This window comes from Arthrobacter sp. THG-b23 (genome assembly GCF_059091265.1).
In genome coordinates, this window is record NZ_JBNHGM010000010.1 from 96728 (window position 1) to 119873 (window position 23146).

At 68.0% G+C, this 23146-nt stretch carries 18 protein-coding genes and 2 tRNA genes; 12 read left to right on the forward strand and 8 right to left on the reverse strand.

Translation table 11 applies throughout. The features are described from left to right. Nucleotides 1-23: 23 nt before the first annotated feature. The 7 genes from AC5RVD_RS15515 to glsA all read right to left on the reverse strand — a co-directional run bounded on the left by AC5RVD_RS15515 (nt 24) and on the right by glsA (nt 9902). The gene (locus AC5RVD_RS15515) at nt 24-551 is read right to left on the reverse strand and encodes a globin (RefSeq protein WP_494127419.1); all 528 of its coding nucleotides are present in this window, start codon (nt 549-551) and stop codon (nt 24-26) included. 40 nt (nt 552-591) lie between these two features. Continuing rightward, nucleotides 592-1065 (reverse strand): OsmC family protein, encoded by a 474-nt coding sequence (locus tag AC5RVD_RS15520; protein WP_494127420.1) that lies wholly within the window; start codon nt 1063-1065, stop codon nt 592-594. An 85-nt stretch (nt 1066-1150) separates the two neighbouring features. After that, a complete protein-coding gene (locus AC5RVD_RS15525) occupies nt 1151-3265 on the reverse strand; it encodes a DUF6541 family protein (RefSeq protein WP_494127421.1) in 2115 nt (704 codons plus the stop codon). A gap of 225 nt (nt 3266-3490) precedes the next feature. Further along, on the reverse strand, nt 3491-6043 hold the full coding sequence (gene pepN, locus AC5RVD_RS15530) for an aminopeptidase N (protein ID WP_494127441.1): 2553 nt from the start codon (nt 6041-6043) through the stop codon (nt 3491-3493). A 267-nt stretch (nt 6044-6310) separates the two neighbouring features. Beyond that, on the reverse strand, nt 6311-7933 hold the full coding sequence (locus AC5RVD_RS15535; RefSeq protein ID WP_494127422.1) for a glycosyltransferase: 1623 nt from the start codon (nt 7931-7933) through the stop codon (nt 6311-6313). Between the two features lie 183 nt (nt 7934-8116). Next, a complete protein-coding gene (locus AC5RVD_RS15540; RefSeq protein ID WP_494127423.1) occupies nt 8117-8512 on the reverse strand; it encodes a cyclic nucleotide-binding domain-containing protein in 396 nt (131 codons plus the stop codon). Nucleotides 8513-8519: 7 nt separating this feature from the next. Then, a complete protein-coding gene (glsA, locus tag AC5RVD_RS15545; RefSeq protein WP_494127424.1) occupies nt 8520-9902 on the reverse strand; it encodes a glutaminase A in 1383 nt (460 codons plus the stop codon). Between the two features lie 152 nt (nt 9903-10054). Here glsA and AC5RVD_RS15550 point away from each other — a divergent pair, with 152 nt between their 5' ends. From AC5RVD_RS15550 to AC5RVD_RS15595, 10 genes are all read left to right on the forward strand, one after another. Beyond that, nucleotides 10055-10528 (forward strand): ribose-5-phosphate isomerase, encoded by a 474-nt coding sequence (locus tag AC5RVD_RS15550; protein ID WP_494113655.1) that lies wholly within the window; start codon nt 10055-10057, stop codon nt 10526-10528. A gap of 14 nt (nt 10529-10542) precedes the next feature. Further along, a complete protein-coding gene (locus AC5RVD_RS15555; protein WP_494113656.1) occupies nt 10543-11442 on the forward strand; it encodes an Fpg/Nei family DNA glycosylase in 900 nt (299 codons plus the stop codon). Nucleotides 11443-11757: 315 nt separating this feature from the next. Beyond that, nucleotides 11758-11828 (forward strand) — tRNA-Gly (locus tag AC5RVD_RS15560). A gap of 138 nt (nt 11829-11966) precedes the next feature. Further along, nucleotides 11967-12039, forward strand: a tRNA-Pro gene (locus AC5RVD_RS15565). A gap of 54 nt (nt 12040-12093) precedes the next feature. Beyond that, nucleotides 12094-13548 (forward strand): trigger factor, encoded by a 1455-nt coding sequence (gene tig / locus AC5RVD_RS15570; protein ID WP_494127425.1) that lies wholly within the window; start codon nt 12094-12096, stop codon nt 13546-13548. Between the two features lie 494 nt (nt 13549-14042). After that, complete coding sequence (locus AC5RVD_RS15575) at nt 14043-14657, forward strand: ATP-dependent Clp protease proteolytic subunit (RefSeq protein ID WP_493987525.1); 615 nt, start codon at nt 14043-14045, stop codon at nt 14655-14657. 40 nt (nt 14658-14697) lie between these two features. Further along, the gene (locus AC5RVD_RS15580) at nt 14698-15369 is read left to right on the forward strand and encodes an ATP-dependent Clp protease proteolytic subunit (RefSeq protein WP_493977440.1); all 672 of its coding nucleotides are present in this window, start codon (nt 14698-14700) and stop codon (nt 15367-15369) included. 200 nt (nt 15370-15569) lie between these two features. Further along, a complete protein-coding gene (clpX, locus tag AC5RVD_RS15585; RefSeq protein ID WP_493977441.1) occupies nt 15570-16862 on the forward strand; it encodes an ATP-dependent Clp protease ATP-binding subunit ClpX in 1293 nt (430 codons plus the stop codon). A 58-nt stretch (nt 16863-16920) separates the two neighbouring features. After that, nucleotides 16921-18213, forward strand: coding sequence for an ATP-dependent Clp protease ATP-binding subunit ClpX (gene clpX / locus AC5RVD_RS15590; RefSeq protein ID WP_494127426.1), 1293 nt, complete (start codon nt 16921-16923; stop codon nt 18211-18213). 135 nt (nt 18214-18348) lie between these two features. Continuing rightward, on the forward strand, nt 18349-18969 hold the full coding sequence (locus AC5RVD_RS15595) for a mycothiol-dependent nitroreductase Rv2466c family protein (protein WP_494120819.1): 621 nt from the start codon (nt 18349-18351) through the stop codon (nt 18967-18969). Between the two features lie 423 nt (nt 18970-19392). Here the strand turns inward: AC5RVD_RS15595 and valS are convergent, their stop codons facing one another. Further along, nucleotides 19393-22017: a valine--tRNA ligase gene (valS, locus tag AC5RVD_RS15600; RefSeq protein WP_494127427.1), complete on the reverse strand. Its 2625-nt coding sequence runs from the start codon at nt 22015-22017 to the stop codon at nt 19393-19395. 172 nt (nt 22018-22189) lie between these two features. On the opposite strand from valS, the gene AC5RVD_RS15605 reads away from it, so the two are divergent. Continuing rightward, nucleotides 22190-22558, forward strand: coding sequence for a DUF488 domain-containing protein (locus AC5RVD_RS15605; protein ID WP_494113661.1), 369 nt, complete (start codon nt 22190-22192; stop codon nt 22556-22558). A gap of 232 nt (nt 22559-22790) precedes the next feature. After that, the gene (locus AC5RVD_RS15610) at nt 22791-23102 is read left to right on the forward strand and encodes a hypothetical protein (RefSeq protein ID WP_494113662.1); all 312 of its coding nucleotides are present in this window, start codon (nt 22791-22793) and stop codon (nt 23100-23102) included. Nucleotides 23103-23146: the final 44 nt, after the last annotated feature.

The window sequence follows — 23146 nt, forward strand, 5'->3', positions numbered from 1 at the left end:
GCGGGCGGCGCCGCAGGAGCAGGTCAGGCGCTGTTAACCATGGAGTGGGCGGCGCGCTCGAAGTAGTCCCAGAGCGTCTGTTCGTGCAGCGGCGGCAGTTCGAGGGCATCGACGGCCCGGCGCATGTGCTTGAGCCAGCGGTCGCGTGCGTCGAAGTCCACCTTGAACGGCTGGTGCCGCATCCGCAGCCGCGGGTGGCCGCGCTGTTCGCTGTAGGTGCCGGGGCCGCCCCAGTACTGTTCCAGGAACATCCGCATCCGGACCTTGGCGGGCCCGAGGTCCTCCTCGGGGTACATATGACGCAGCACGTCGTCCTCCGCGATCCCGTCGTAGAAGACGTCCACCAATTTCACGAACGTTTCGTGCCCGCCGACGGCGTCGTAGAAGTTGTCCGTGTACGCGGGCTGCTTGAACGCGTTCGCGGCGGCCGGCGCCGGGGTCAGCGTGGCCAGCGGCTGGCCGAAACGGGACGAAAGGGCCGCGCCTTGGGCTGGCTGGGCCGAACCGGGGTGCGCGGCGGGCTGTTCGGGGGTCTGGGGTATTTCGCTCATCGATGGTCTCTGTTCGCTGATGCTGTCGGGAACCATTGTCTCAGCCCGCGACGACCCGGGGTTCGTGGTTGACGGGGAAGTTCACGCTGCGCGCAATGAAGCAAACCTTGTTGGCATCCGTATGGAGCCGCTGGGCGAGTTCGGCCTGGCCCGGATCGGCGATGGACACCCGGGGCCGCAGCGTCACGGACGTGAATTCGCCGCTGCCGTCACGGTTCAGGCGCAAGGTGCCCTCGGCGTCGTCGTCATAGGCCGTCACCACGATCCCGTTCTTCACCGCGACGTGCAGGTAGGAGAGCATGTGGCACTGGGACAGGGCCGTGAGCAGCAGCTGTTCCGGGTTCCAGCGGTCCTTGTCGCCGTGGAAGGTGGGGTCGGCGGTGCCGGCGAGCTCCGGCAGCCCTGCCGCGCGCACCACGTGGTCCCGTCCGTAGCCGCGGTAGCTGGCGGTGCCCTCGCCGCGGTTGCCGGTCCAGTGGAGGGAAACTGCGTAGCGGTGCTCGGAAAGGTTCATGCCGCCATTAAACCCCGTGCTCCTGCCACCCGGCACAACACGACCCTGTCCGTTCTTATACAGGGGCCCACACCTCCCGGACCTCTCAGCGGCAGGCGGTGATTTCGTAGAGCGCCGCCGTGCCGTGGGAGGCGATGAGGCGGAAGCCGCGGGAGAAGTCAATGTCGTGGAAACCCGGCCATTGGTGTTTTTCGCTGTGCTGGTAGCCGCGGATCGGCTGGTCGTCGTACAGGTGGGTGGCACCGGTGCTGTGCAGCGCGTCGCAGACCTGCGGATCGGACACGATGTCGCGGAAATGATGCCGCAGGTAGTCCTTGTCCGCGCTGCCGGCGCTGCTGACGTTTTGGAAATAGACGGTCCGGTGGCCGGTGAGGGAGTAGATGTAGGGCAGGCCGTTGAAGGGATCGCCGATGACGATGGCGTCGTCGGGCAGCAGCGGGTCCAGGGAGCGGATGAACTCCTGCTCGTCGCCCAGCAGCGCGCGCCCGTCGTGCTGCTCGGTGATGCCGTAGCGGATCGAGGCCGCCTCAACCCGGACGTCGTGCCGGAAGCCGCCGGAGGCGACGAAGACGGCGGCCATCGCGGCGAACGCCAGCGCCGTGGCCACCGGACGGCGCGAACCGGCCTGCTTGCGGGTCTGGATAAGCCCGGCCAGCAGCGTGCAGAGCCGTTGCAGGGCCAGGGCGGCGAAGACCACGCCGAAAGTGTGGACCAGCGGCGCGAGCCGCGGCGGGTCGGTGTACCAGAAGCCGCTGAGCCAGCGGAAGGGGCGGTCTTCCGGGCCGGCCGCGAGGATGAAGAGCACGATGGCGGCTGCCATGCCCGCAACGGCCGGTCGGGCGCGGCGGATGAAGCAGGCCACCACCGTTCCGGCCGCCATGAGGAGCCCGACGACGACGGCGTAGCTCTCCGGGGTGGCGTCGGCGCTGTCCGGCTGGCGCGGCAGGTCGAAGAACAGCCACGCCAGGGCGTCAACCCAGCCCGCGGTGGAGCCGCGTGGATACGATACGACGGCGGCCACGAGGTTTGAGGTGGCCAGGACGAACGCGGCGGCAGCCGCGGCGGCCGCCAGCAGGCCGACCGCCGCGTAGAAAAGCCCGCGGCGGCTTCGCCAGAGCCGGGCCAGGCGGAGTACGACGAAGCGCGCCAGGTAGATTCCTCCGAGCACGAGCAGGCTGCCGAAGGCGGAAGGGTGGATCCACGTCGCGCCCACAACGACCATCGCCAGTGCGGTGAGATCCGCCGTCGTCCTTCCGTGCCCGTTGCGGGACGGGGGAGCTTCGCCGGCCCCTGCCGCGGCCGGAGCGGCAGTACGGACAGCGGTTTCGGCGCCAGGGTTGGCCGCGCCCGGAGAAACGGGACGGACAGCGGTTGCGCTCCGGGCGCCGGCGGCAACGGCATGCGTCTTCGCCTCCGTGGGCAGCCGGTACTGCAGTTCGATGCCGAGTGCGAGGATTGCCGGCAGCAGCGCGGCCGCGAAGCCGTTGGGCCACTGCCCGGCACGGAACATCTGGACAACCGGGAAGGCCAGCATGGAGGAAGCTATCACCGGCGCGAGGACCCACACGAGCGGCCGGGCGGGGAACAGCGCCCGGGCCAGCAGGGCCAGGGAGGCCGGCCACATCAGGCAGCCGATCATCAGGCAGGCCAGGTTTCCCGCCGTCACTACGTCGCCCGGGACCAGCGACACCATCGCGTGCCAGCCGGCGGGATAGAACGACGGCGGTGCCCCGCCGAAGATCGGCCAGATGCTCCAGGGGCTGGCCTGGCCGTTGTCCTTGATCCATTGCAGGACGTTGACGTGGTAGGTCGGATCCCAGGCCTGCGAGACGCGGTGGATCGAGCCCATGGCCTCCAGCATCACTGAGCCCAGGATCAGCGCCGCGAGGGCGAGGGAGGCCGCCAGCAGCCAGGCGGTCGCGCGCGGCACGTCGAGCCGCGCCGCCGGGGGAGGAGCGATGACCCGCCCGAGGAGCCAGCACCCGCCGATGCCAAGCGCCGCCAGCAGGGCGGCCGAGAGCAGGTTCCAGCGCGCCCCGGTCGCCAGGCACACCATGGTGCCGGCCGCCGCCAGCGCCGTACCGGCGGCCGGGGCCAACACGAGGGCCCGGACGGCGGGCTGGCGCAGCGCCCGGAGGGCCAGGAAGCCGGGAAGGTAGAAGACAGCGAGCATGACAGCCAACTGCCCGGCAACTGCCATCAGGACTCCCTTGCGCCATCACCCGTTGTGGAATTGTAGATCCGCGCGAGTACAGGCGCAGCACCTCGCGGGGAATGCTCATGGAACCGTAGGGGAGGCAGATGTCGTGCCGGTGAACGGCGGGAGAACGCACCCTGGTGTCCGGGCACCTTGCGGAAACGGTGCTGCCCGCCGAAACGAGTGCTTCGGCGGGCAGCGGGTCGGTGTGAGACGACGCTCTTCGGGCTACCGGTCGGCGGCCTGGGCCTTCAGGGCACGGACGATGCCGTCCTTGTTTTCCAGCACCAGGCGGCGCAGGGCGGGGGAGCGGTCGGCCAAGGACTCCAACCAGGCGTCCGTGGCGTCCACGGTGGCCTGGGTGGACAGCTGCGACGGGTACAGGCCGACGACGATCTGCTGCGAGAGTTCGTGCGTGCGGGTGTTCCAGATGTCTTCGATGGCGTCGAAGTACTTCGCGGCGTAGGGCTCCAGCAGCGTGGTGTCATGCACGCGGGTGAAGCCGGCGATGACCGACTGCTGGGTGGCGTTGGGCAATTCGCCCTTGACGACGACGGACTCCCAGGCCGCCGCCTTCGCCTCGGCGGTGGGAATGGCGGCTCGCGCCAGGGCGGCCGCCCGCTGGCCGGTGGCGGTCTGGTCCCGCTCGAGTTCGGCGTCGATCTCGGCCTGGCCGAAGCGGCCGCCGGCCACCAGCGAGGTGAGCAGTTCCCACCGCAGGTCGGCGTCCACGGTCAGCCCCTCCAGCGTGCGCTCGCCGGAAAGCAGCGCGGCCACGGTGTCCAGTTGCCCGCCGGTCTGGGCGTGCACGGCGAAAGCCTTGGCGAACTGCAGTTGCGAGTCGGACCCCTCGGCCGCCTCTCCGGCCAGCTCCCAGAGCCGGTCGGCGGCAGCGACGGTCAGCCGCTTGCGGTCGTCCGGGTTCACGTAGAAGGTTAGCGTGGTGGCCAGCTGGCGCAGCAGCACCAGCACCACCGAGGAGTCCGTCTCGTAGGCGATGTTGTTCAGCACCAGCTCCGCGTATTCGCGGGCCGGGGTCTCGCCGTCGCGGGTGGCGTCCCAGGCCGAGCCGAGCACCAGGGTGCGCGGCAGCGACGCGGTGAAGTCCTTCAGGTGGCTCTTGGAGGTGGCCAGGGACACCTCGTCCAGCCGGATCTTGGCGTAGGCCAGGTCGTCGTCGTTAAGCAGCACCAGCGCGGGACGGGCCAGCCCGGCCAGCTGCGGCACCTCGGTGCGCTCGCCGTCAACATCGAGTTCCTCGCGGTGCGTGCGCACCAGCTTGCCGGCGTCGTCGAGGTTGTAGAAGCCGACGGCGAGCCGGTGCGGGCGGATGGTCGGGTAGCCTTCCGGCGCGGCCTGCAGGATGGCGAACGAGGTGATGGCGCCGTCGTCGTCGGTGGAAATCTCCGCGCGCAGGGTGTTCACCCCGGCGGTCTCCAGCCACTTGGCGGACCAGTCCTTCAGGTCGCGGCCGCTGGAGGCCTCGAGCTCGCCCAGCAGGTCGGCCAGCTCCGTGTTGGCCCAGGCGTGCTTGCCGAAGTACTCGCGGACGCCGGCCATGAACTCCTCCTGGCCCACCCAGGCCACCAGCTGGCGCAGCACGGAGGCGCCCTTGGCGTAGGTGATGCCGTCGAAGTTGACCTGCACGTCCTCCAGGTCCTTGATCTCCGCGGTGATCGGGTGGGTGGAGGGCAGCTGGTCCTGCCGGTAGGCCCAGGACTTCTCCATCGACGCGAAGGTGGTCCAGGCGCCCTTGTATTCGGTGGCCTCGGCGGCGGCCAGCGTGGACATGAATTCGGCGAAGGACTCGTTCAGCCACAGGTCGTTCCACCAGCGCATGGTCACCAGGTCGCCGAACCACATGTGCGCCAGTTCGTGCAGCACTGTGATGGCCCGGCGCTCCACCATGGCATTCGTGGGGCGGGAGCGGAACACGTAGTTCTCCAGGAACGTGACCGCGCCGGCGTTCTCCATGGCGCCGGCGTTGAACTCCGGCACAAACAGCTGGTCGTACTTGGCGAAGGGGTACGGGGTGCCGAACTGCTTCTCGTAGAACTCGAAGCCCTGCCGGGTGAGGGTGAAGATGTTCTCCGCGTCCATGTACTGCATCAGCGACTTGCGCGCGAACACGCCCAGCGGGATGGTGCGGCCGTCGGAGCTGGTCAGCTCGCTGCGCACGGACTGGTACGGGCCGGCGATCAGCGCCGTGATGTAGGAGGAGATCCGCGGGGTGGGCTCGAACACCCAGGTGGCGGCCGCACCGCCGTCGTCCGTTGGTCCCACGTGCCGGGGCGCCGGGGTGGGGGAGTTGGAGATGACGTCCCAGTGCGACGGCGCGGTGACGGTGAAGCGGAAGGCCGCCTTCAGGTCCGGCTGCTCGAAGACGGCGAACATGCGGCGCGAATCCGGGACCTCGAACTGGCTGTAGAGGTAGACCTCGTTGTCCACCGGGTCCACGAACCGGTGCAGGCCCTCGCCGGTGTTCATGTAGAGCGCGTCGGCGTCGATCTCCAGCACGTTGTGCTCCGCCAGATCCGGCAGCTGGATACGCACGCCGTCGGAGACCTCGGCAGGATCCAGTGCCTTGCCGTTGAGCGTGACCGAGCGGACGGTGTCCGTGACGGCGTCGATGAACGTGGAGCCGCCGGGCGTGGCGGTGAAGGTGACCACGGTGCGCGAGCCGAAGACCTTGTCGCCGCGGGTGAGGTCCAGCGTGACGTCGTACGACTCCACGCGGAGCAGTTCGGCGCGGGCGCGCGCTTCGTCACGGGTGAGATTCAAACCTGGCAAGTTCGCCTCCAGAAGTACTTAGGTGTCCCGGCTGGGCGGGACCGGACGGTGTGCGTGGCGGGACGCGATATGAAACAACCCTTGCACAATGTGGCCATTGTCTCACCGCAGCGGGGTGCCGCGCAGCAGTTGCGCCAAGAAAGGCGAATAGTTGCGGGCGGAGGCGGCCGGCGACGCATGCCCGCGGGCCGACCCATGGCCGGCGCCCGGCGCCCGGCGTCCATGGCGCGGAGCCGGGGCCAAGCGCCGCGGGCGGCCTCAGCCGCCGGCGAGGACCTTGGTCCAGGCGGAGACATAGCCGGGTTCGTCGAAGCGGTGCAGGGTTTCGCGGCTGGAACGGGAGAACCGCGAGCGCAGTTCCGGGTCGCGCATCAGCGCCAGGATGCCGTCGGCCAGCGCCTGCCGCTCGCCGAAGGGCACCAGGAAGCCGTTCTCGCCGTGCCGGATCACATCGCGGGGGCCGTAGTTTGCGTCGTAGGCGGCGACCGGCACGCCGAAGGACATGCTCTCCAGCAGGATCAGCGGGAAGCCCTCGGACGCAGACGTCAGCACCGTGGCGCAAGCGGTGGCGTAGATGTCCGCCGGGCTGTTGGTGAAAGACGGGAAGCTGACCGCGGCGCCGACGCCCAGTTCGTCGATGAGCGCCTTGACCGCTCCTTCCTCCTCGTCGCCGTAACCGAAGCCGAAGACCTCCAACCGCGCCCGGGGGTTGGAGGCGTGCACCAGGGCGAAGACCCGGATCGCCTCGTCGGCCCGTTTCTTCGGGTGCAGCCGGGCCACCATCACCAGCCGGTTCGGATCGGTGGCGTGCTCCGGCGCCGGCTGCCCTGGCGCCGGCTGCCCTGGCGCTTCCGCCCGCGCCGGCTGCCCGGGCTGTCCCGCCGGCGCCGGCTGCTCCGGCGGCGCCAGTTGGCCGATGGTGTGGAGCCGGTCGGCGTGGCCGAATTCGGCGGCGATGTCTTCGCGCTGCGCATCGGTGTGCAGCACCACCCCGTCCCAGCCGCCCAGGTTGTCCAACAGCCGGCGCCAATTGCGGCTGACACCGGATCCCGCGACGTACGGCGGCTCCAGGTGGTTGCTGTGCACGGCGGCGATGCGCCGTAGGTTCGGATGCCTGACGCTGCCGACCACATCGTCCAGGTTCCGGCCGGGCAGGTTATTCAGGTTCTCGCGGAATTCCGAGGTCAGTACCGGCGCGTCTTCTCCGGCCAGCAAGTGTTCGAAGGCGTGCCGGTAGAGCTCGCCCGGGTCCGCAAAGGTGAGGGCATCGCCGTCGTCGCGGGCCACGCCGTCGAACAGGTAGCTGCGCCCCCACTTGGGTGAGCCGGGATGGTGCGTGATGGTCAGGAAGCAGCGGCCGTCGCGGCCGATCAGGCGCTGGGCGGTGGGCGTCTTGGACGACTCCTGGAAATGCTGGACCAGCACCAGACGGCCCTGTTCGTCCATCTCCTCCCGGCGAAGCCGCGCGCGGTTCGGGGCCAGCCGTTCGACGGCGGCCACCGTGCCTTCGGGGTGGAACCGCACGTAGCAGTCCTGGATCCCGTCGCGGAAGTACCCGAAGGCCAGCCCAGAGTTGCCCACCGGCACGATGTCGTAGTCGTCCTCGGGCGGAGGCTGGACCGGTTGGCGGGTTTCCGTCCCGGGGCTCGGATCCAGCCCGTACAGGACGCTGCGGACCTTGACCTCCGGATGCAGATGGCCGTCCGCCTTGAGGCCGGCCACATCGCTGGCGAGCCGGTGCTGCAGGCCCAGCACTTCGATCCAGACCTGTTCGGCCGCCCCGTTCCCGGCCAGCGTGTTGGCCCGGGTGCGCACCGCCTTGACCAGGCCGCCGCGCTTGAGCGCCAGGGTGTTGACGGGAAAGTGGACGGTGAGCGGCACGATGGCATCCTGTCGTCAGGGATGCCGCTATTGTTGCGGCCAGCCGGGCGCTAGTAAAGGGGCGGACGACGGCGGGATGGCCGCCGGTAGCCTCTCTGTCGGCCGCGCCGCCCGTCAGTTCGTGCGCGCCGCCGGTCAGTCCTGCGCGCGCCGCCGGTCAGCCTCTATCGGCCGCGCCGCCGGTTAGCCCTGGGCGGCCGCCACGGCGAGGTCGTGTTGCTCCGCCGCAGTTTCCAGCAGCCGTTCGGCCAAGAGCAGGGCCGTGCCCGGGGCGTCTTGCCGCAGCCGCCCATAGCCCTCCGGCGTGAGTACCTCCACGAGGACCTTCCCCTCGGCCTGCACATGGGTCCGGGGCGGAGTTCCGCCGAGGCCCCCAAAGCTGGTTCCGGCCGAGAAATACCGGGCGGCATGATTGTCCCCGGGATCGGTGGCGGCCGTGCGTGCCTGCCCCTCCATGACCAGGATCAGGCCCGCGCCCGGCTCGCCCGCGGAAACGATGGCCGCGCCGTCGTCGTACGTTCGCCGCTCCAGATACCCCGCGAGCGTCTCGCGCTCGCCGGCGGGCAGGGAGCCGACCACCGGGTGATCATGCAACTGCAGCCGCCCGCCGGCCGCCGGCTGTCCTCCGTACCGGTCGATGAGGCGGTTTTCGCACCACTGGGCGGCAGCGTCCAGGGGACGGGAACGCCGTCGGCCTGTCGCCCGTGCCGGCCTCTTCCGCGGACAGCAACCGGGCCGGGTCCACGAAGATCAGCAGGCAGGGATCCGACGTTTCCTGCAGCCGCAGGAACATGGTCTTGGTGCGGCTGCCGAGCTCGTCCAGCCGGCTGATGTCGATCACCAGGACCTCATGCGTCGCGGCCAGGTCCGCGGCCATCCGGATGACTGTCTCCGCTTCCGGGAAAAGCATGTCGCCGTGGACCTCGAGGAACCGCACCGTGTGCCCGTGTTCGGCCAACACGGCCAGCTCCGGCGCGGGGCGAACCCGCGGCGACGGTTTCCCGGCCAGGTGGTAGTCGGAGCGGATAGTGGACCGGGCGCTGCGGGCGGCATGGATGAAGTGCAGCCCCAGCTCCGCCGAGAGTTGTCGGCACGCCTTGGTGCCGCGGACGCTGTTGCCGTGCTGGTCGAGCCGCGGCGAAAAGACAGCGAGCCCCAGCTGGCCAGGCAGCACCGCCAGGATGCCGCCGCTGACCCCGCTCTTGGCCGGCAACCCGATGCCCGCCACCCAGTCGCCGGCGTCGTTGTACATGCCGCAGGTCGTCATCACGCTGAGCACGTGCTCGGCAATCCGGGGCGTCAGGACCTCCTCGCGCGTGATCGGGTTGACCCCTCGGTTGGCCAAGGTGGCCGCCATGATGCCCAGGTCGCGGCAGGTGACGCTGAGGGCGTTCTGCCGGAAGTACAGGTCGAGGGCGGCCTCGGTGTCGTGTTCGATCACGCCCTGGCTCTTCAGCAGGTAGGCGATGGCCCGGTTGCGGTCACCCGTACGGAGCGCGGACTCGTACACCTTCCGGTCCATCCCGAGGTCGCGTCCGGCGTAGGCCGAATAGCTGGTCCGGAGCCGCTCGAAGGCTTCGTCACCGTAGCGGTCAACCACCAGGGCAGAGGCGGCGATGGCGCCGGCGTTGATCAACGCGTTGCGCGGCCGGCCGGTATCCGCTTCCAGGCTGATCTCGTTGTAGGCATCCCCGGACGGCTCCACGTCGATCTTCTCCCGCACGTCCTCGAAGCCGTGCTCGGCCAGCGCCAGGGCGTAGGTGAAGGGCTTGGAGATCGACTGGATGGAGAATTCGGACCGCGAATCGCCGGCCTCGTAGGTGCGTCCGTCGGCCATGGTCATGCTCAGCGCGAGCAGATCCGGATCCTCGACCCCCAGCTCTTCCGGACCGCCGGCCAGGGACCCGTCGGTGTTGCCGGCAAGACCGGCAAGGATGGACTCAAGGTAGTCACTGATCACTGGCTCCATAGGGGCACACTATCGACGGCGGACGCGGCCCGATAGGGGAGCGGCACGCCGGGCTGCGGTGAATGGCCGGGGCGAAGACGCGTCGCCGGCCCTGCTCCAGTAGGCTGGAAGCCGCCATTCTTCCTCCCCGCACGCCACAGAAGGACCCGTACATGCGCGTTCACATTGCCACCGACCACGCCGGCCTGGATCTGAGCCACCACCTGATCGACCACCTGGCCGGCCAGGGCCACGACGTCGTCGACCACGGCCCCACCGCGTACGACCCGGAAGACGATTACCCCTCGTTCTGCATCCGCGCCGCGCTCGCCGTCGTCGAAGACCAGTCCGCCGGCGTGGAGGCGCTGGGCATCGTGCTCGGCGGCTCGGGCAACGGCGAGCAGATCGCGGCGAACAAGGTCAAGGGCATCCGGGCCGCGCTGGCCTGGAACCTGGACACCGCCAAGCTGGCCCGCGAACACAACGACGCCAACGTCGTCGCCGTCGGCGGCCGCCAGCACAGCGTGGAGGAAGCCACGGCCATCATCGAGGCGTTCCTGGCCGAGCCGTTCTCCCGCGCCGAGCGCCACGTCCGCCGGATCGGCAAGATCGCGTCCTACGAGACCACCGGCGACGTCCCCGCCTGATCCGGGAACCGGTCATGCCCGAAGGCCATTCAGTCCACCGCCTGGCACGCCAGTTCCAGGACGTTTTCGCCGGCGAGCGGCTGGCCGTCTCCAGCCCGCAGGGCCGGTTCGCCGCCGGTGCCGCCCGGCTCGACGGGGCGAGGCTGCTGGCCGCGCGCGCGCACGGCAAGCAGCTCTTCCTGGACTTCGACAACGGCCTCCTCCTGCGCGTCCATCTGGGCCTCTACGGGGCGTGGAGCTTCGGCGGGGATGAGACCTTCCGCGGCGCCTCCAGCATCGGGGCGCCGCGCCGGGTGGGGGAGCAGGAATCGTACGACGACGGTGCTCCGGTCACGTACGCCGGGCCGCCGGAGCCGGTGGGCCAGGTGCGCGTCCGGCTGGTGTCCAACCACGGCTGGGCCGACCTGCGCGGCCCCACCGCCTGCGAGGTGCTCACGCCCGAGGAGGCGTCCGCCGTCGTCGGCAGGCTGGGGCCGGACCCGCTGCAGGATGTGGCGGACCGGGGTGCCGAGTTCGTCCGCCGGCTGACCTCGAAGCGCACCGCGGTCGGACAGCTGCTGATGGACCAGAACGTGGTGGCCGGGGTCGGCAACGTCTACCGGGCGGAGACCCTGTTCCGCCGCGGCCTGAACCCGTGGCTGCCCGGCCAACAGGTCCCGCCGGCGGAGGCGGGGCTGCTGTGGGCGGACATCGTGGAGGTCATGCGCGACGGGGTCCGCGACGGCAAGATCATCACCACCCGCCCCGAACACCGGGATGCCGGCGCCGGCCGGTCGCTGCCGGTCTGGCCGGACAACGCGCACTACGTGTACAAGCGGCAGGGGATGCCGTGCCGGCTGTGCGGCACACCGGTCGCCGTGACGGAGATGGCCGCCCGCAACCTGTACTGGTGCCCGGCCTGCCAGCGGGCCTGAAGCGTTCGTGCCGCAGCGGTGCTGCAGGCCTGGTTCGTCGTGCCGCAGCCTGCCTGCCTACGCCGCCGCCGCGTTGCTGCAGGCCTGGTTCGTCCTGCCGCAGCCTGCCTGCCTGCGCCGCCGGCGCGTCCACGCAGCCCACCCGGATTTTCGGCGAGGGCAGGGTTTATCTGCGAGGGCAGGGTCTATAGCCCCTGCTCTCGGCGATTAACCCTGCCATGGAGGAGTCGGGGTAGGGGCGCATGGTCGCTGCGTCGCGGCGCCCGCCCGATTTGTCGAACGGGCCCGCCCTCGTGCTAAAGTTTCATCGTCCTCGGGGATGTAGCTCAATGGTAGAGCCTCAGTCTTCCAAACTGATTACGCGGGTTCGATTCCCGTCATCCCCTCGCGTCAGGGAGGCGGCCCAGCACGGGCCGCCTTTTCTGTTCGCAGCCGATGCAGTCATGCGACGTGTGTCAGCGGCGTCCGGTTGCACGGTGATTGTGCAGCAGGCCGCGAATGCCCGTAGACTTGCGTGTGCACTACGGGGCGTAGCGTAGTGGCTAGCGCGCCTGCTTTGGGAGCAGGAGATCGCAGGTTCGAGTCCTGTCGCCCCGACTCTGTATTCTTGGTGCAGATTTAACCCCAATAGCTATCAGGAGTTCTAACGCTGTGAAGAGCGCTGTCGAAAACCTCACCCCTACCCGGGTCAAGCTCAATGTTGAGGTCCCCTTTGAGGAACTCAAGCCCAGCATCGACGCGGCGTACAAGACCATCGCGAGCCAGATCCAGGTTCCCGGCTTCCGCAAGGGCAAGGTTCCGGCGAAGCTGATCGACCAGCGCGTGGGCCGCGGCTACGTGATCGAGACGGCTATTAACGAGGGGCTGAACGGCTTCTACCAGGGCGCCGTCGAAGAGACCGGCATCCGCCCGCTGAGCCGCCCCGAGGTTGAAATCACCGAGGTTCCCGACCCGGCCGCCACCGAGGGCCAGCTCGCCTTCCACGTTGAGGTCGACGTCCGCCCCGAAATCGAGCTGCCCGAGTACTCCGGCCTCGAAGTCACCGTTGAAGCTACCGAGGCTTCCGAGGAAGACATTCAGAAGGCGCTGGACGACCTGCGCGGCCGCTTCGGCACCCTGAAGACCGTTGACCGTCCGGCCGTTGCCGACGACTTCATCACCATGGACCTGTCCGCCACGGTGGACGGCGAAGAGGTCGACTCGGCCGCGGACCTGTCCTACCAGGTCGGCGCCGGCACCATGCTTGAGGGCCTGGACGAGGCCGTGACCGCGCTGAGCGCCGGCGAGGACGCCACGTTCGAGACCAAGCTGGCCGGCGGCGAGCACGCCGGCAAGGACGCCACGGTCACCGTGAAGGTCAAGGCCGTCAAGGAGCGCGAGCTTCCAGAGGCCGACGACGACTTCGCCCAGCTGGCCAGCGAGTTCGACACCATTGCCGAGCTGAAGGAAGACCTGGCCAAGCAGGCCGCCGACGCCAAGGTCATGGAGCAGGGCGTCGAGGCCCGCGACAAAGTGCTGGACAAGCTGATGGAACTGGTCGAGGTTCCGGTTCCGGACTCCGTCGTCGAAGAGCAGATGGAACAGCACTTCCGCCCGGAGAACAGCCACGGTGAAGACCACGACACCGAGGAGCACCGCGCCGAGGTCCGCGAGAACACCGAGAAGGCCTTCCGCAACGAAATCGTGCTGGACGCCGTGGCCGACAAGGAAGAGCTGGGCGTCAGCCAGGCCGAGCTCATCGACTACATCGTGTCCTCCGCCGGACAGTACGGCATGGATCCGAACCAGTTTGCGCAGTTGCTGGACCAGTCCGGCCAGGTCGGCATGATGGTGGGCGAGGTCCGCCGCCGCAAGGCCCTGGCCAAGGTGCTGGAGCTGGCCAAGGTCACCGACACCAACGGTGCCGAGGTGGACCTGAGCGACTTCGTCCGCCCGGCCGGCGAAGAAGAGCCGAACGTCGAAGACATGATCCAGGCCGCCGAGGCCGAAGCCGCCAACGCGGAATCCGCCGAGGAAGCTCCGGCCGCCGACGAGGCAGCCGAGGAAGCCCCGGCCGCCGACGAGGCAGCCGAGGAAGCCCCGGCCGCCGACGCCGAGAAGAAGTAGGCGGCAGCAGGTACTGCTGCCGCACGGACGGACCGCCGGATCCCCTTCACGGGGGACCGGCGGTCCGCCGCTTTAACTCCCACGGACGACGTAACTCCCACGGGACGACTTAACTCCTACGGACGACGCCGGTGCCCGGCTCCGGTGCGCGGGTTTCCCTCCATAGTCGGCGGTGACGGTGCCGGAGGAACCGGGCCCGCTTTCACAACAGGAGCGGGGGCGGCCGTGCCGGTGGAACCGGGCCCTCGCCCGGGCATGGTGTGCCCGCCGAAGGGGGCTCCGCCGTCGTTATTTCTGCTGGAGGCAGAGCGCTTTCCCGCGCCATCACAGGCCTGATGCGCCGTCAGCGAACAGCGCGCCGTGCGGGAGGAATCGGGCAGCGGAACACGTTACTGTCCAAGTAGGTAAACGACCTTAGGGCCACCGGCGACGGTAGTGCCCGGGGAAGAAGCGAGAGGTATTTCAGCATGTCGAATGAATCCGCCACTCCGAGAATGGCTTCGGTCGATGCGGCCAGCCGCGAAGACTACATCTACAACCGCCTGCTCAAAGAGCGCATTATCTGGCTGGGCTCCGAGGTCCGCGACGAGAACGCCAACGCCATCTGCTCGCAGCTGCTGCTGCTCTCCGCGGAGGACCCGGAGAAGGACATCTACCTCTACATTAACTCGCCCGGCGGGTCGGTGACCGCCGGCATGGCCATCTACGACACCATGAAGTTCATCCCGAACGACGTGGTGACCGTGGCCACCGGCCTGGCCGCCTCCATGGGCCAGTTCCTGCTCTCCTCGGGCACGAAGGGCAAGCGCTACGCCACCCCGCACGCACGCATCCTGATGCACCAGCCCTCGGGCGGCATCGGCGGCACGGCGTCCGACATCAAGATCCAGGCCGAGCTGATCCTGCACATGAAGCAGGTCATGGCCGAGCTGACCGCGGAGCAGACCGGCCAGTCGGTGGAGCAGATCCTGATCGACAACGACCGCGACAAGTGGTTCACGGCCGAGGAAGGCCTGGCCTACGGCTTCTTCGACAAGATTTCGGCCCACGCCGGCGGCGTTTCCGGCGGCGGCGGGACCCAAAGCGGCTCCGCCTCCCAGGATTCCTGAGCCCACGCGCCACCGACCCGAATACAAGCAGGAGAATCTCATGGACTACAACTTCGGTGCCGCTGCCGGCGGTTTCGCCGCCAACATGCCGCAGAACCGCTATGTGCTGCCCCAGTTCGAGGAGCGCACGCCCTACGGCTTCAAGCGCCAGGACCCCTACACCAAGCTGTTCGAGGACCGAATCATCTTCCTGGGCGTCCAGGTCGACGATGCTTCCGCCGACGACGTCATGGCCCAGCTGCTGGTGCTTGAGTCGACGGACCCGGACCGCGACATCACGATCTACATCAACTCGCCCGGCGGGTCGTTCACCGCGATGACGGCGATCTACGACACCATGCAGTACATCCGCCCGGAGATCCAGACCGTGTGCCTGGGCCAGGCGGCCAGCGCCGCGGCGGTGCTGCTGGCAGCGGGCACGCCGGGCAAGCGGCTGGCCCTGCCGAACGCCCGCGTGCTGATCCACCAGCCGGCGCTGGGCGGCGGCGAGCACGGCCAGGCTTCCGACCTGCAGATCCAGGCCGACGAGGTCATGCGGATGCGCAAGTGGCTGGAGGACGCGCTGGCCATGCATTCGGGCAAGGACGCCGCGCAGGTCAACAAGGACATCGAGCGGGACAAGATCCTCACGGCCGCGGGCGCCCTGGAATACGGGCTGATCGACCAGGTGCTCGATTCGCGCAAGATCCACAAGCCGGCGATCACCAAGTAAGTATCGTAAAATAGTGTCAATGCCTGCACTGCCCGTGGCGCGTCATATCGCACCACGGGCAGTGTTGTTACTGAAACTGTCGGCGCAGTGAATTAGAGTTGTTGTCAGCTGGCCTCGGCAGCGCAGCGCCTGCCCGGCAATAGTCGGGCGGCGCGGCCGCCGCGGCAAGATGCCGACGTAGACCAAGTAAGGGGACGGATATGGCTCGCATAGGTGAGAGCGCTGACCTGCTCAAGTGCTCTTTCTGCGGCAAGAGCCAGAAACAGGTCCGCAAGCTGATCGCCGGCCCCGGCGTGTACATCTGCGACGAATGCATCGAGCTCTGCAACGAGATCATCGAGGAGGAGCTGGCCGAGGTCTCGGACCTGGGCAGCTTCGAACTGCCCAAGCCGCGGGAGATCTTCGACTTCCTGCAGGAATACGTGATCGGCCAGGAGCCCGCGAAGCGCGCGCTGGCAGTGGCGGTCTACAACCACTACAAGCGAATCCAGTCCGGGCATGCGCCCAAGGGAACGGCCAACCTCTCCGATGCCAGCCCGCTGGAGGACGTGGAGGTCTCCAAGTCCAACATCCTGCTGATCGGCCCCACCGGCTGCGGCAAGACCTATCTGGCCCAGACGCTGGCCCGCCGGCTGAACGTCCCGTTCGCCGTCGCGGACGCCACGGCGCTGACCGAGGCCGGCTACGTGGGCGAAGACGTGGAGAACATCCTGCTCAAGCTCATCCAGGCCGCCGATTACGACGTGAAAAAAGCCGAGCAGGGCATCATCTACATCGACGAGATCGACAAGATCTCACGCAAGAGCGAGAACCCTTCCATCACCCGCGACGTCTCCGGTGAAGGCGTCCAGCAGGCGCTGCTGAAGATCCTCGAGGGCACGGTCGCGTCCGTGCCGCCGCAGGGCGGCCGGAAGCATCCGCACCAGGAATTCATCCAGATCGACACCACGAACGTGCTGTTCATCGTCGCCGGCGCCTTCGCCGGGCTGGAGGAGATCATCGGTTCGCGGGCCGGCCGCAAGGGCATCGGCTTCGGCGCCCCGCTCAAGGACGCGGCGGGGGAGAAGGACAGCTACGGCGAGGTCATGCCCGAAGACCTGCTGAAGTTCGGCCTGATCCCGGAATTCATCGGCCGCCTGCCGGTGATCACCACGGTGTCCAACCTGGACCGGCCGGCACTGATCAAGATCCTGACCGAACCGAAGAACGCCCTGCTGCGCCAGTACCAGAAGATGTTCCAGTTGGACGGCGTGGAGCTGAGCTTCGAGCAGGAGGCGCTGGAGGCCGTGGCGGACCTCGCGCTGGAACGGGGCACCGGGGCCCGCGGGCTGCGCGCGATCATCGAAGAAACGCTGCAGCCGGTTATGTTCGACCTGCCTAGCCGCGAAGACATCGCCTCCGTCGTGATCACCGCGGACGTGGTGCTGAACAAGGCGGAACCGGCGCTGATCTCCCACGACGTGGTCGCCAAGCGCCGGAACAAGTCGGCCTGACACTGCACTGCTCCGGACCACCGGACGATCGATCGAGGACCAGACAAGGGGACACACTATGGCCCGGACCGCCGGAAGCGCAGAGCTGCTCACCTGCTCGTTTTGCGGAAAGAGCCAAAAGCAGGTGAAGAAGCTCATCGCCGGCGGCGGCGTGTACATTTGCGACGAATGCGTCGGGCTGTGCAACGAACTGCTGGAGGAAGAATTCGGCGCCGGTGCTGCCTCCGAACTGCTGGAGCTGCCCAAACCCCGTGAGATCTTCGGCTTCCTGCAGGAGTACGTGATCGGCCAGGAACCGGCCAAGCGTGCCCTGGCGGTGGCGGTGTACAACCACTACAAGCGCATCCGCTCCGGCCACGCTGCCCCGGGCAACGCCGGCCTGACTGCCGCCGGCGGGCTCCAGGACGTGGAAATCGCCAAATCCAATGTCCTGCTCATCGGCCCCACCGGTTGCGGCAAGACCTACTTGGCCCAGACGCTGGCCCGCCAGCTGAATGTGCCGTTCGCGGTGGCGGACGCCACGTCGCTGACCGAAGCCGGCTATGTGGGCGAGGATGTGGAGAACATCCTGCTCAAGCTGATCCAGGCAGCCGGGAACGACATCAAAAAGGCCGAGCAGGGCATCATCTACATCGACGAGATCGACAAGGTGACCCGCAAGGGCGACGGCCCCTCGATCACCCGCGACGTCTCCGGTGAGGGCGTGCAGCAGGCCCTGCTGAAGATCCTGGAAGGGACCGTGGCTTCGGTGCCGCCGCAGGGCGGACGGAAGAACCCGCAGCAGGAGTTCCTCCAGATCGACACCACCAACATCCTCTTCATCGTCGCCGGCGCCTTCGCCGGTCTGGAAGAAATCATCGGCTCCCGGGCCGGACGCAAGGGCATCGGCTTCGGCGCCCCGCTCAAGGACGTCGTCGCCCAGCAGGACAACTACGGCGAAGTCATGCCAGAAGACCTGCTCAAGTTCGGGCTGATCCCCGAATTCATCGGCCGCCTGCCGGTGATCACCACCGTGGCCGAACTCGACAAGCCCGCGCTGATCCGTATCCTCACGGAGCCGAAGAATGCGTTGATCCGCCAGTACCAGAAGATGTTCCAGCTGGATGGCGTGGAGCTGGCCTTCGAGCAGGACGCACTGGAAGCGGTGGCCGACCTGGCCCTGGAACGCGGCACCGGCGCGCGTGGCCTGCGGGCGATCATGGAGGAAACGCTGCAGCCGATCATGTTCGACCTGCCCGGCCGCGATGACATCGCCACCGCCGTAATTACCGCGGAGACGGTCCTGGCCGGGGCGGACCCCACCCTCATCCCGCACGACGTCGAGGCCATCCGCCGCCGCGATTCCGCCTGACCGTCCCCGTATCCGGGCGCCGCTGCACGGTACCTGCCGCGTCGGCGCCTGCCGCGTCGGCGGAACAAAACCGCCGGCGGGGCGGTTACCCACAACAGTACGTATAACCAGTCCTTCTGAAGGAGCTTTTGCCGTATGTCTGAAAGCGCTGCACCGTCAACCGTAGATTTCTGGTTCGATCCGGCCTGTCCGTTCGCCTGGATCACCTCCCGCTGGATGCTGGAGGTGGAGAAGGTCCGCGACGTCAAGGTCGACTGGCATGTGATGAGCCTGGCCGTGCTCAACGACGGCCGCGACGAGCTGCCGGAGGAGTACAAGGAGTTCCTGAAGAAGGCTTGGGGCCCGGTCCGCGTGATCATCGCCGCCCGGGAACTGCACGGCGACGCCTACGTGGGGAAGCTCTACGACGCCATGGGCACCCGCATCCACAACGAGGGCAACAAGGACTATGAGTCCGTGACGGCCGCCGCGCTGGAAGAAGTCGGCCTGCCCGCCGATCTGGCCCGTTTCGCCACCTCCGACGAATATGACGAGCAGCTGCGCGCCAGCCACGAAGAAGGCATCTCCAAGGTGGGCGACGAGGTCGGTACCCCCGTCGTGGCCTTCAACGGCACGGCCTTCTTCGGCCCGGTGCTGACCCGGATCCCGCGTGGCGAGACCGCCGGAAAGATCTTCGACGGCGCCGTGGCACTGGCCGACTTCCCGTACTTCTACGAGATCAAGCGCTCCCGGACGACCAGTCCCGAGTTCGACTGATCGGTATGGGTCCGGCCGGGCGCCGCATGCGGAGGTCGTCCGCGGGACCCGTAACGCCGCTGGCCGACACGCCGTGGTTGCGGATAACAATTTCGCAAAACTATGGCGTGTCGGCTTGCGCAGGAGTATAAATATCTATACGCATCCCCCAAAAGATGCGGGACCGAACACCAAAGATTCAGTGACAAGTAGTGGACTAGCTCCACAAACTGCCAGCCTGTGACGAGGCTCGGAAGACCTGAAGATCGGCGGAGTTCGCGAGACCCAAAGCGTCACCTTTGGATCAAAGAGTCGAAGCCCCACCAACGGCTAAACGCTGATGGGGCTTCCCCTCGTTAACGGGCCGGAACCGGTTGCCGAACGGCCTGGTACCGGCTACCCGAACGGCCTAGGGCCTGCTACACGGCCGGCCGGAAACCGCGGCTACTCGGCCGGGGCCTCGGCGGCTGCCAGCTCGACCTTTGAGACCGTCAGCTCACCCTCCGCCTCGCTCAGCAGGATCTCGCGGGCATTGCCGGCGGCCTTCAGGTCACCGAGCCCGGCCTCAAGCTGGGCCACCTGGGCGGCCGACCCGGTGATGGTCGCGGTGAGGACCTCGGTGCGCTGCTTGACCTTCGCTTCGGACTTCGCCTTGCGGATGCCGCCCAGCGCCTGGCCGACCGTCCCGAGCAGCCCCGTGTCGGCGGCGGAGGCAATCGGGGCCAGCCCCGCCGTCGTCGGCCATTCGGCGCGGTGCACCGAACCGGCACGCCACCAGCTCCAGACCTCTTCGGTGGCGAAGGGCAGGAACGGTGCGAAGAGACGCAGCAGGGCATCCAGCGTGGTGGCCAGGGTGGCCAGGACCGAGGCCTGCTCCGCCTCACCCGCGGCACCGTACGCGCGGTCCTTGATCAGCTCGACGTAGTCGTCGGTGAAGGACCAGAAGAAGCTTTCGGTGACCTGCAGGGCGCGGGCATGGTCGTACTTCTCGAACGCGGCCGTCGCGGTCTCCACCACCTCGGCCAGCTGGCCCAGCAGCGACTTGTCCAACGGATTGGTGACCACGGCGTCGTCGTCGGCAAGCACCGAAGCCTCGGTGGCACCCAGGTTCAGCACGAACTTGGAGGCGTTCAGCAGCTTGATGGCCAGGCGGCGGCCGATCTTCATCTGCGCGACCTCGTAGGCGGTGTCCGCACCCAGCTTCGCGGAAGCCGCCCAGTAGCGCACCGCGTCCGCGCCGAACTGGTCCAGCACGTCGGTGGGAACCACCACGTTGCCCTTGGACTTGGACATCTTCTTGCGGTCCGGGTCCAGGATCCAGCCGGAGAGCGCCGCGTGCTTCCACGGCGCGCAACTGTTCAGCGCGTCGCCGCGCACCACGGTGGAGAACAGCCAGGTGCGGATGATGTCGTGGCCCTGCGGCCGCAGGTCGAACGGGAAGACGTTGTTGAAGAACGACTCGTCCCGGCTCCACTTGCCCACGATCTGCGGCGACAGCGACGAGGTGGCCCAGGTGTCGAGCACATCGGCGTCGCCGATGAAGCCGCCGGGCTGGTTGCGCTGCGACTCCTCGTAGCCCGGGGCGGGGTCCGCGGCCGGGTCCACCGGCAGCATCTCGTCGGAGGGCACCACCGGGTTGTCGTAGTCGGGATTGCCGGAGGCATCCAGCGGGTACCAGACCGGGATCGGCACGCCGAAGAAGCGCTGGCGGGAAATGAGCCAGTCGCCGTTGAGGCCTTCGATCCAGTTCTCGTAGCGCGAGCGCATGAACGCCGGGTGGAACTCGATCTCCCGGCCCCGGCTGATCAGCCGTTCCCGCCGGTCCGCGTCCCGGCCGCCGTTGCGGATGTACCACTGCCGTGAGGTGACGACCTCCAGCGGCTTGTCGCCCTTTTCGTAGAAGTTGACCGGGTGGGTCATCTTCTGCGGCTCGCCGTCCAGTTGACCGGCCTCGGACAGCAGCTCCACGATCTTCTCCTTGGCGGAGAAGACGGTCTTGCCGGCCAGCTCGGCGTAGTTCGCCTTGCCTTCCTCGGTGGTGATCCACTCCGGAGTGTCGGCCAGGATGCGGCCGTCGCGGCCCACGATGGAGCGGGTGGGCAGCTGCAGCTCCCGCCACCACGTCACGTCGGTCAGGTCGCCGAAGGTGCAGACCATGGCAATGCCGGCGCCCTTGTCGGGTTTGGCCAGCGGGTGCGCCTTGACCTCCACCTCCACGCCGAACAGCGGGGACTTCACGGTGGTGCCGAACAGCTTCTGGTAGCGCTCGTCGTCGGGGTTGGCCACCAATGCCACGCAGGCGGGCAGCAGCTCGGGGCGGGTGGTCTCGATGTGGACCTTTTCGCCGTCGGCGGTTTCGAAGGCGTAGCGGTAGTAGGCGCCGGGCATCTCCCGGTCCTCGAGCTCGGCCTGCGCCACGGCGGTGCGGAACGTGACATCCCAGAGCGTGGGTGCTTCGGCCATGTAGGCGTCGCCGGAGTTCAGGTTGGCCAGGAAGGCGCGCTGGGAAACGGAGCGGGACACGTCGTCGATGGTCCGGTAGGTCAGTTCCCAGTCCACGGACAGGCCCAGGGTGCTGAAGAGGTTCTCGAAGACCTTCTCGTCCTCCACAGCCAGGGTCTCGCAGAGCTCGATGAAGTTCCGGCGCGAGACGACGTCGAAATCGCGCTGGTTCTTCGCGGGCGTGGCCGGCGGCTGGTAATCCGGGTCATACGCCACCGACGGGTCGCAGCGGACGCCGTAGTAGTTCTGCACCCGTCGCTCGGTGGGCAGGCCGTTGTCGTCCCAGCCCATCGGGTAGAACACGTTCTTGCCGCGCATCCGCTGGTAGCGGGCCAGCACGTCGGTCTGGGTGTAGGAGAACATGTGTCCCACATGCAGCGAGCCCGAAGCCGTCGGCGGGGGAGTGTCGATCGAGTAGACCTGCTCCCGCGTGGTCTCGGGATTGAACTTGTAGGTCCCCTCCTCGCGCCAGCGCCGGGTCAGGGCGTCCTCAAGGCCTTCGAGGGCGGGCTTGTCGGGAACGTTAACGGTAACGGGCGTGTCTGTGCCCGGGGTATGTTCTGCCATGCTGGCCATTCTTTCATGCCGGGCACGGAATGAAGATTCTGCACGACGGCGGTGCAGCACCCCGTTGCCCCGGCCGCCCGGCTCGCCTCGAGAACCGGGCGGGCGGGGCACCACCCGGTTGCCCGGCCGGCCCGGCCTACCCGCCAAGGCGAGCGATGCGTAGGATGCGGCCATGGCGAACGTTCACATCAAGCGCGTCTACGAACCCGCAAACGACGGCGACGGCTACCGGGTGTTGGTGGACCGGATCTGGCCGCGGGGCATCAAGAAGGACGGCGCCGGTGTGGACCTCTGGCTGAAAGAGGCGGGAACCTCGGCCGAGCTGCGCAAGGAGTTCAGCCACCGGCCGGAGAAATTCGACGCGTTTACCGTCGCGTACCGGAAGGAGTTGGACGGTTCCGAGGCGCTAAAGCGTCTGGTGGAACTCGCCCGCGAGCATCCGAAGCTTTGCCTTCTCTACGGCGCCAAGGATGAGACGCACAATCAGGCGGCTGTGCTGCGGGACTTGATCCTGGAAGAACTTGGCGGGGAATCCGGCTGACATGCCGCGGCGGATGGGGGAGTTGCTTGGTGTCGGCGGCCCGCGAGTGCGGGTGACTCGAGCCGGGAGCCGTGGCACATGGCGCGGTGCCGTCCTGGCCCTGGTGGGCGCGGCGCTTCTGGGCGGTTCCATAGCGGGCTGCGGGATTTTCCCCGGGCTCGTTGCACCGCCGTGTCTCCCGCCGGAGTACTCGGTGAGCCCTGCGGAGGCGATCTCAGGGCAGGCTGTAACGGTGTCAGCGCCGGACGCCGACTGTGACCCGCGCTACGGCAGTGACGCGCAGATAGAAGTGATCGTGACAGATGCTTCCGGTGCAGAAGTCGTTCACGAAACCGCTCCGATGAACGACGGCGGCGGCTTCACATACGCGTTTGTCGTCCCCGAACAAGCGGCCGTCGGTGAGGCGGCCGTGACAGCCACGCCCCACAACGTCGACTGGTGCGATGACACAGGCCGGAACAACCGGGTCGCGACCGTCGCCGTCGTCCAACTGGAAAGGGCCGCCTGCGCGATCCCCGTGAAGCCGCTCACCATCACGCGCTGAAACGCGACCAAACCAGCCAGCCCGGCATTGTCTCAGTACCGCTG

Coding starts and splice junctions, on each gene's coding strand:
- AC5RVD_RS15515 (WP_494127419.1), bottom strand. CDS start 551: ATGAGCGAAATACCCCAGACCCCCGAACAGCCCGCCGCGCACCCCGGT.
- AC5RVD_RS15520 (WP_494127420.1), bottom strand. CDS start 1,065: ATGAACCTTTCCGAGCACCGCTACGCAGTTTCCCTCCACTGGACCGGC.
- AC5RVD_RS15525 (WP_494127421.1), bottom strand. CDS start 3,265: ATGGCAGTTGCCGGGCAGTTGGCTGTCATGCTCGCTGTCTTCTACCTT.
- glsA (WP_494127424.1), bottom strand. CDS start 9,902: ATGGAGCCAGTGATCAGTGACTACCTTGAGTCCATCCTTGCCGGTCTT.
- AC5RVD_RS15550 (WP_494113655.1), top strand. CDS start 10,055: ATGCGCGTTCACATTGCCACCGACCACGCCGGCCTGGATCTGAGCCAC.
- AC5RVD_RS15555 (WP_494113656.1), top strand. CDS start 10,543: ATGCCCGAAGGCCATTCAGTCCACCGCCTGGCACGCCAGTTCCAGGAC.
- AC5RVD_RS15575 (WP_493987525.1), top strand. CDS start 14,043: ATGGCTTCGGTCGATGCGGCCAGCCGCGAAGACTACATCTACAACCGC.
- AC5RVD_RS15580 (WP_493977440.1), top strand. CDS start 14,698: ATGGACTACAACTTCGGTGCCGCTGCCGGCGGTTTCGCCGCCAACATG.
- clpX (WP_493977441.1), top strand. CDS start 15,570: ATGGCTCGCATAGGTGAGAGCGCTGACCTGCTCAAGTGCTCTTTCTGC.
- clpX (WP_494127426.1), top strand. CDS start 16,921: ATGGCCCGGACCGCCGGAAGCGCAGAGCTGCTCACCTGCTCGTTTTGC.
- AC5RVD_RS15595 (WP_494120819.1), top strand. CDS start 18,349: ATGTCTGAAAGCGCTGCACCGTCAACCGTAGATTTCTGGTTCGATCCG.
- valS (WP_494127427.1), bottom strand. CDS start 22,017: ATGGCAGAACATACCCCGGGCACAGACACGCCCGTTACCGTTAACGTT.
- AC5RVD_RS15605 (WP_494113661.1), top strand. CDS start 22,190: ATGGCGAACGTTCACATCAAGCGCGTCTACGAACCCGCAAACGACGGC.